Below are 7,109 nucleotides of genomic sequence, written 5' to 3' on the forward strand. Positions count from 1 at the left end.
CGAGGGTCCCCGGAACGTTCCGGGGACCCTCGAGTTTGTACCGAGTTTCAAACGAATCGGTCTGGGGAATCGTCCAACCGCAGCCTCTCGGGTCGTTTGTCATGCCTCCGCGTCATATCCCCTCGCCCCTGGGATGGCGTCCGAACTTTCTCAGGATCAGGGCGGACCATATCGTGAAGCAGTCGTGGAAATTCCATGGGTCCAGGCCCAGGAGGTCACGCAGTTTCTTCAGGCGGTACTGCAGCGTGTTTCGATGGATGGACAGGGAACGGGCCACATCCGTAGGAGCGAAGGGGTTTCGGCACCAGGCAAGAAATGTGTCCGTCAGCTCCGGCGAGATGCCCTCCATGCCCCGCAGCACCCGCTCGACATGCTGACGCTTGCGCCCCGCCGGAATGTAGGAGAGCAGCATCTCGGCTCCGAGCGAGCTCGCCGGGCAGATCCGCATCCCGAGCGCCCGGCCTGTGGAGAGCGCCTCCCGGGCCAGATGCGCGGATTGTGCCAGCAGAGGAAGAGTATCGGCATCGACGCCGATACCCGCCTCCAGGAGCATACCATCCTTCTCCATGTGGTCCGAAAGGGCCTCGCAGAGGTGAAACGCGGACTCCTCCATCTCTCCCTCGTGGCGGTTGCAGGGCAGAGCGAGAAAAAGAACGATCTGTCGGTTTCGCAGGGGGGCGATGAGGTGTGCAGGATTTGAAAAAAAGTTGATGATGCAGTTCAGCGCCATGTCGCGGAAGGCATCCTGCCCCTCCGGCCGACGGCGCAGGTCCTGAAGCTCGAGGATCACGGCTATGCGGCAACGCTCCAGGTCGATCCCCAGCTCTTTGCCGTGCAGGAGGAGGATGTCCGTGTTCTCGTCCTCCGGGCGATAGAGCATGATGCTCTCGGCCAGGTCGCGAACGGCCAACTGCTGGCGCAGCTTGAGCTCCAGAAACGTCTGTTCCATCAGAAGTATCTCCGCCTGTTTGCGTACCAGCAGCCCGTAACGTTCCGCCCTTTGAGGAGGGGCAGCGATGGAGATGGTCCCCACGACCTGGGCGGACAGGGCGATCGGCGCCGTATATCCGGGCTTTACGCCCTCGAGCCTTGCGGCCTCCTCCTTGGAGGTCAAGGCGGGCTGACCTGTCCGCATCACCTCCAGGGAGGGTTCGTGGAGTGTTCCGACGCGCTTCTCGTCATTGCAGCCGATGATGATGCCGCGTTCGTCCGTCACCAGAACGCCGTAACCGATCACCTCGCTGGTGGTCTTCGCGATAGCCTGGGCCGTTTTTTTATGCATTGCCGCATCTCCCTCTCGAGAATCCCACAGAAGCAAAAAGCTTGAGACATTTTATGCTTTTGACCAATTTTTATTTTAATGGATTCCGTTTTTATGGGCAAGGGCCTAATGAAGAATGGATTGCTCATTTGTATCCTTTTAAGGAGCGTTGAAAGGCTTTCCGGTGCGTGGGCCCGTCATGATTTGAAACGGGCTGGAGCAGGACGAAAGGAGGCAGCAGCATGAAGCTGGAACTGCACAAGGTGAAGGTTCGGGACGTCCAATGGGGTGACGCCACCTGCGTGAAGGATGGCGTGCTCTACGTCAACAAGGCGGAGGCCATTGCCTGCGTCAGTGAGGAAAAGCGCTTTGCCAAGGTGGACCTGGAACTGGCCCGTCCTGGGGAGAGCGCGCGCATCATCCCCGTCAAGGACGCGGTGGAGCCGCGCGTGAAAATGGACGGGAAGGGGTATTATCCCGGGTTCAGTGCGCCCATGAGCCGCTGCGGCGAGGGGCGGACGTTCGTGCTGGACGGGGCGGCCGTCATAACCTGCGGCCCCATCGTGGCGTTTCAGGAGGGGTTCGTCGACATGAGCGGCCCCGGAGCCGTCTACACTCCGTTCTCCGCGACGCAGAACGTGGTGCTGGTGGTCGAGCCGATCGCGGATCTGGAGCAGCATCAGTACGAACAGATCCTGCGCGAGGGCGGGCTGAAGCTGGCCGTGTACCTGGCCGACAAGTGCAAGGATGCCAAACCGGACTGCATCGATGTCTTCGAGAAAGGCACCGTCCCGGAGGAGAACGTCAAACACGCCTCCTTGCCTAAGGTCATCTACGTGTGCATGAACATCACCCAGGGGCTTCTGCACGATACCTACGTCTACGGCGCGGATATCCGGCCGAGCCTTCCGACCCTCCTTCACCCCAACGAGGTGCTGGATGGAGCGATGGTCTCGGGCAACTGCGTCTCGGCCTGCGACAAGAACACCACGTGGCATCACGTCCACAATCCCATTGTCGCGGCGCTTTACGCGCGTCACGGCAAGGACCTGAACTTCCTGGGCGTCATTCCGACCCAGGAGAGCACCGTCCTGGCGGGCAAGCTGCGCGCGTCGCAGATGAACCTGTCCATCGCCCGGGAGCTGGGGGCGGACGGCGTCATCGTCTCGGAGGAGGGGTACGGCAATCCGGATACGGACCTCTGCCTGAACGCCAAGAACTTCGAGCTGGCGGGGATCAAGTCCGTCGTGGTCTCCGACGAGGCTGCCGGAACGGATGGCGCCAGCCAGAGCCTCGCCGACGCCACACCGGAGATGACGGGGTTCATATCCACGGGCAACGTCAACGAGATGCTGGAGGTCCCGGCCATGAAGAAGGTTATCGGATGGCCGGAGTCCATCGCGCACCTCTCGGGCGGCGCTGCGGAGAGTCTTCGTAAGGACGGTTCCATGTTCGTGGAGATGCAGGCGATCATCGCATCGACGGCGGAGATCGGGTTCAACCGCGTCGGCTGCGAGTGGATTTGACGGATGGGCGTCTGTAAGGGAGGAAGATGACCATGAAGCGTGTCGTACATTACATAAATCAGTTTTATGCCGGCATCGGCGGAGAGGATAAGGCGGACCAGACGCCCCTCTTCAAGACGGAATTGGTCGGGCCTGGCGTGGGGTTGGCGAAGGAGCTGGAGGGCAAGGCCGAGATCGTCGGAACGGTCGTCTGCGGCGACGGCTACTATGGCGAGCACACCGACGAGGCGCGCGCCGAATGCCTCAAGATGATCAAGGAGGCGAAGCCCGACCTGCTGGTTGCCGGTCCTGCCTTCAACGCGGGGCGCTACGGCTTCGCCTGCGGCGACATCGCGGCCACGGCAGCGGCGGAGCTGAATATCCCGACCGTGACGGCCATGTATCCGGAAAACCCCGGCGTCGAGCTTTATTCCAAGAAGACGTACATCGTGCCCTGCGCCGACAGCGCCCGGGGTATGGCCGCGGCCCTGAAGGGCATCGCCGCGCTCTCCGCCAAGCTGCTGTCGGGGGAGAAGATGGGGCCGGCCCGCGAGGAGGGCTATATCCACAGGGGGATCCGAAAGAACTTCATCCATGAAAAGAGCGGAGCGGAGCGCGCCGTCGAAATGCTCCTCAAGAAGCTGAAGGGCGAGGAGTTCCGTACGGAATACGAGATGCCCAAGTTCAACAAGATCCCGCCTGCAGCCCCCGTGAAGGACCTCAAGCATGCGACGATCGCCCTGGTGAGCTCGGGGGGCATCGTGCCGCTGGGCAATCCGGACCATATCCGGGTCTCCTCCGCCGAGAGCTATGGCCGGTATGACATCTCCAAGATCGATGATATGACGGACAAGAACTACGAGTCCGTGCACGGCGGCTACGACCGCGTTTGGGCCAACCAGGACCCGGATGTCGTCGTTCCGCTCGACGTGATGCGCGACCTGGAGAAGGAGGGTGTCTACGGCAAGCTGCACCCGTATTTCTACACCACCACGGGAACCGGAACGGCCGTGGCGTTCGCGGAGAAGTTCGGACGGGAGATAGGCGAGGAACTCAAGAAGGCTGGGGTGGACGCGGCGATTCTGACATCGACCTGAGGCACCTGTACTCGATGCGGTGCATCGATGACGCGCGAGATCGAGAAGGCAGCGGGTATTCCCGTCGTTCAGATTGCAACGATCGTTCCCATCATGCTGACGGTCGGCGCCAACCGTATTGTCCCCGGTGTGGCGATTCCTCACCCGGTGGGTGCTCCCGAACTGGGGGAGGAGGAGGACAAGGCCACGCGGCGTGAGCTGGTCCTCCGTTCTTTCAAGGCCATGGAGACCCCGATCGACGAACAGACCGTTTTCGAGAAGTAGGCTTGACCGAGAGGGCCATGAGCGAGCTCGGACATCTCGAAATCGTCACCAACAACCCCAGGCTGACCGCGGATTTCGCGGCCAGCCATGGGGTTGTTCGCATCGAAGCCGTGGAGGGGTCCCCCCTCGACGTCCTGTCCCGAACGGAGGAGCTGCTCCAGGATGGATATCGCCTTGTCTCTGCTCCTCTGCCGCCTAACATCCCACTGATGCGCGCGCCTTACAGGTCGCTCCTGGTCGAGCGGGCCGACAGGCGCTACGACGTCGCGGGCCTGACGGCCCTTTCCAAGGCGCGGGAGCGCCTGGAGACCCAGCGGGCAATCGACTCGAGCGCAGGATCGGGAACGGACGCGGACTTCGCCTTGATCGACGAGGAGCTTCTGCTGAGGACCCTGCGGGACTATGGCCTGGGCCTCGCCCTTTGACATGAGGGCTTGTCTCGGTCCAAAAGCTCCAAAGCCCTTCGTAACAACAGTATCTCCGCGCGGGAATCGCCCCGCGCATACTAACGGAAAGGCGGAATGAACATGACGGAACAGCGTGAGAATTGGGGAAGTCGTATCGGTTTCATCCTTTCAGCGGCCGGGTTTTCCATAGGTCTTGGAAACATCTGGCGCTTTCCGTACCTTGTGGGGACCTACGGAGGCGGCGCGTTTCTGCTGGTCTACGTGCTGATCTGCGTTCTGATCGGTGTTCCCCTCTTCATCGCCGAGGTCGGCCTGGGACGCAAAACCATGCTGACGCCCATCGTCGGCATGAAGAAGCTGGCGGGCGGCAAGAGTACTCCCTGGTCGCTCATCGGCTGGGTGGGCTGCCTGGCCTGTATCGTCCTGATGTCCTACTATATGGTGATCATCGGCTGGATGTTCGCCTACGCCGTCAAGTCCGTCTCCGGTACTTTCAATGGAATTGATCCCGAGGGCACCAAGGCCATATTCCAGGAGTTCATGAACAGCCCCGTGGAGATGGCAGGCTACACGCTGTTCGTCATCGCCGTCCTGGGCCTCACCGTCACTCAGGGGCTGAAGAACGGCGTGGAGCGGGCCTGCAAGTGGATGCTCCCGATCCTGGGCATCATGCTGGTGGTGCTGGCGGCGCGTTCCCTCACCATGACACCTCAGGTGGAGGGCGGCAAGACGGCCCTGGATGGGCTGAAGTGGTATCTGACGCCGGACTTCAGCAAGATCACGGGCCAGGCCATCCTGGCGGCCCTGGGGCAGTCCTTCTTCTCCATCGGCATCGGCATTTCCACCGCCATCGTCTATGGTTCTTACCTCAAGCCCGACAGCAACATCCCCGTGGACAGCTGCTGGGTCGTCTCCATGGATACCGGCTTCGCCGTCATTGCGGGAATCGTGATCTTCCCCGCCCTCTTCTGCTACGGCATGGACCCGACATCCCGCGGCTTTGGGCTGGTCTTCGAGACGCTGCCGATCATCTTCGGCAAGATGGCCGGCGGTCAGTTCTGGGGCATGATGTTCTTCTTCCTGGCCGCGCTGGCGGGCTTCACGTCGGGCATTGGCTATCTGGAGGCCCCCGCGGCCAGTTTCGCGGAGTACTTCGGGATCAGCCGCAAGAAGTCCACGTGGGGCTGCCTTGCAGTCATGTTCCTGCTGGGGATCCCCTCCATCCTCTCCCTGAGCGCGGGCAGCGTCTGGAGCACCTACAAGATCATGGGCAGGAGCATCTTCGATTTCGCGGACCATCTGTCCGGCGACATCATGATGCCCGTCGACGCACTGCTGGTTGCCCTCTACCTGACGTTCGTGTGGAAGTTCGAGAACTACCGGGACGAGTGCAACGTGGGAGCCACGGGTCTAATCCGCGTCGCTACCTGGTGGAAGCCGTTGGTGGCGTATCTCATTCCGCTCGCCCTCCTGACCATTCTTTACAGGGGACTGTAGCAGGGCGTACCGCTGTAAAAACGGGGCCATCGGCGCAGCCGGTGGTCCCGTTTTCTATCAGAGTTCCGCCAGCCCAGCAGGTTCGCCACGACATCGAACGCCTTCTGCTGCCGACCTCCAAGCTCCATCACTTATTTGTTTTTGCACCCTGCAGGAGATGGCTTTCGGCTTTTCAATCGAGGCTCGACATCGTTTTCCCCAACCGTCCCTGCAGACGCTCTTTTTTACCTGCGATTCGGGCACGCCGAACTGCAGGTTCTCCTCCGAGCCCATTTTGTCCTTTTCATGGACAAGGTCCCCTACCCGGAGGATGTCGAAGCCGGGGTTTCCAAGCTGGAGCTCCGGTCCTTCGATTTTCGGGATGAGATGCGCGGTTTCCCGATCCTCGTGTCGACATGCTCGTGTTATTATGAACAAATGCAGCGTTTTCGCCGCAGACCGTTTATCGGGTTGTTTTGTCGAAAGCCGGTTATCGAGAGGAGATATCTGTTTTGAGAACGATTTTGGAAACGGCGTCCGTATTCACGTTGTTTGTCCTGTCCCTGTCCTGCGTGGTCCTGCTGCTGCCGGGGAGGGCCCGGGCCGAGGCTCGTCCCGCCGCGGTGTTCGAGACCAACAGGGGGACCTTCAGGGTCGAGCTTTTCACCGACCTTGCGCCCAAGACGGCGCAGAACTTCATCGACCTGGCAAAAAAGGGATTCTATGACGGCGTGATCTTCCACCGGGTGATCGACGGCTTCATGATCCAGGGAGGGGACCCGAAGGGCACGGGGACGGGCGGCCCCGGCTACACGATCCCCGACGAGTTTGCCCCCGGGCTGAAGCATGACGGGCCGGGAGTGCTCTCCATGGCCAACGCCGGCCCGAACACGGGCGGGTCGCAGTTCTTCATCACCCTGGTCCCCACCCCCTGGCTGGATGGAAAGCATGCCATTTTCGGCCGGGTGGTATCCGGGATGGACGTGGTCGAGGCCATCGGAAAGGTCAAGACGGGGCCTCAGGACAGACCGGTGGAGGATGTGGTCATGAACTCGGTGAGGATCGAGGAGGGAGCCGAGGCGAAGTAGCCCGCTTGGGG

Annotated in this window: 7 protein-coding genes; 5 read left to right on the forward strand and 2 right to left on the reverse strand. The window is 61.4% G+C overall.

The window, feature by feature from the left end:
• Window positions 1–112: 112 nt before the first annotated feature.
• Entirely contained in the window at window positions 113–1,282 is a 1,170-nt protein-coding gene (locus Q0176_RS07770; RefSeq protein ID WP_299301122.1) for a sugar diacid recognition domain-containing protein, read from the reverse strand.
• Between the two features lie 221 nt (window positions 1,283–1,503).
• On the opposite strand from Q0176_RS07770, the gene Q0176_RS07775 reads away from it, so the two are divergent.
• The 4 genes from Q0176_RS07775 to Q0176_RS07790 all read left to right on the forward strand — a co-directional run bounded on the left by Q0176_RS07775 (window position 1,504) and on the right by Q0176_RS07790 (window position 6,031).
• The gene (locus tag Q0176_RS07775) at window positions 1,504–2,787 is read left to right on the forward strand and encodes a glycine/sarcosine/betaine reductase component B subunit (RefSeq protein ID WP_299301125.1); all 1,284 of its coding nucleotides are present in this window, start codon (window positions 1,504–1,506) and stop codon (window positions 2,785–2,787) included.
• Between the two features lie 26 nt (window positions 2,788–2,813).
• The gene (locus Q0176_RS07780; protein WP_299301128.1) at window positions 2,814–4,127 is read left to right on the forward strand and encodes a glycine/betaine/sarcosine/D-proline family reductase selenoprotein B; all 1,314 of its coding nucleotides are present in this window, start codon (window positions 2,814–2,816) and stop codon (window positions 4,125–4,127) included.
• 2 nt (window positions 4,128–4,129) lie between these two features.
• Window positions 4,130–4,552 (forward strand): GrdX family protein, encoded by a 423-nt coding sequence (locus tag Q0176_RS07785; RefSeq protein WP_299301130.1) that lies wholly within the window; start codon window positions 4,130–4,132, stop codon window positions 4,550–4,552.
• A gap of 102 nt (window positions 4,553–4,654) precedes the next feature.
• Window positions 4,655–6,031 (forward strand): sodium-dependent transporter, encoded by a 1,377-nt coding sequence (locus tag Q0176_RS07790; protein WP_299301133.1) that lies wholly within the window; start codon window positions 4,655–4,657, stop codon window positions 6,029–6,031.
• On the opposite strand, the gene Q0176_RS07795 is transcribed toward Q0176_RS07790, so the two are convergent.
• Window positions 6,016–6,162 carry a hypothetical protein gene (locus Q0176_RS07795; RefSeq protein WP_299301136.1) on the reverse strand — a complete coding sequence of 49 codons (147 nt, stop codon included), beginning with the start codon at window positions 6,160–6,162 and terminating at the stop codon, window positions 6,016–6,018. The two genes, Q0176_RS07790 and Q0176_RS07795, sit on opposite strands and share 16 nt — an antisense overlap.
• A gap of 471 nt (window positions 6,163–6,633) precedes the next feature.
• On the opposite strand from Q0176_RS07795, the gene Q0176_RS07800 reads away from it, so the two are divergent.
• A complete protein-coding gene (locus Q0176_RS07800) occupies window positions 6,634–7,098 on the forward strand; it encodes a peptidylprolyl isomerase (RefSeq protein ID WP_366797363.1) in 465 nt (154 codons plus the stop codon).
• Window positions 7,099–7,109 lie beyond the last annotated feature (11 nt).

This window comes from uncultured Fretibacterium sp., from assembly GCF_938040765.1.
Lineage (GTDB): Bacteria > Synergistota > Synergistia > Synergistales > Aminobacteriaceae > CAJPSE01.

What these genes read in the sequence shown, in the direction of transcription:
- Q0176_RS07790 (WP_299301133.1), top strand. Translation starts at nt 4,655, where the DNA reads ATGACGGAACAGCGTGAGAATTGGGGAAGTCGTATCGGTTTCATCCTT.
- Q0176_RS07775 (WP_299301125.1), top strand. Translation starts at nt 1,504, where the DNA reads ATGAAGCTGGAACTGCACAAGGTGAAGGTTCGGGACGTCCAATGGGGT.
- Q0176_RS07770 (WP_299301122.1), bottom strand. Translation starts at nt 1,282, where the DNA reads ATGCATAAAAAAACGGCCCAGGCTATCGCGAAGACCACCAGCGAGGTG.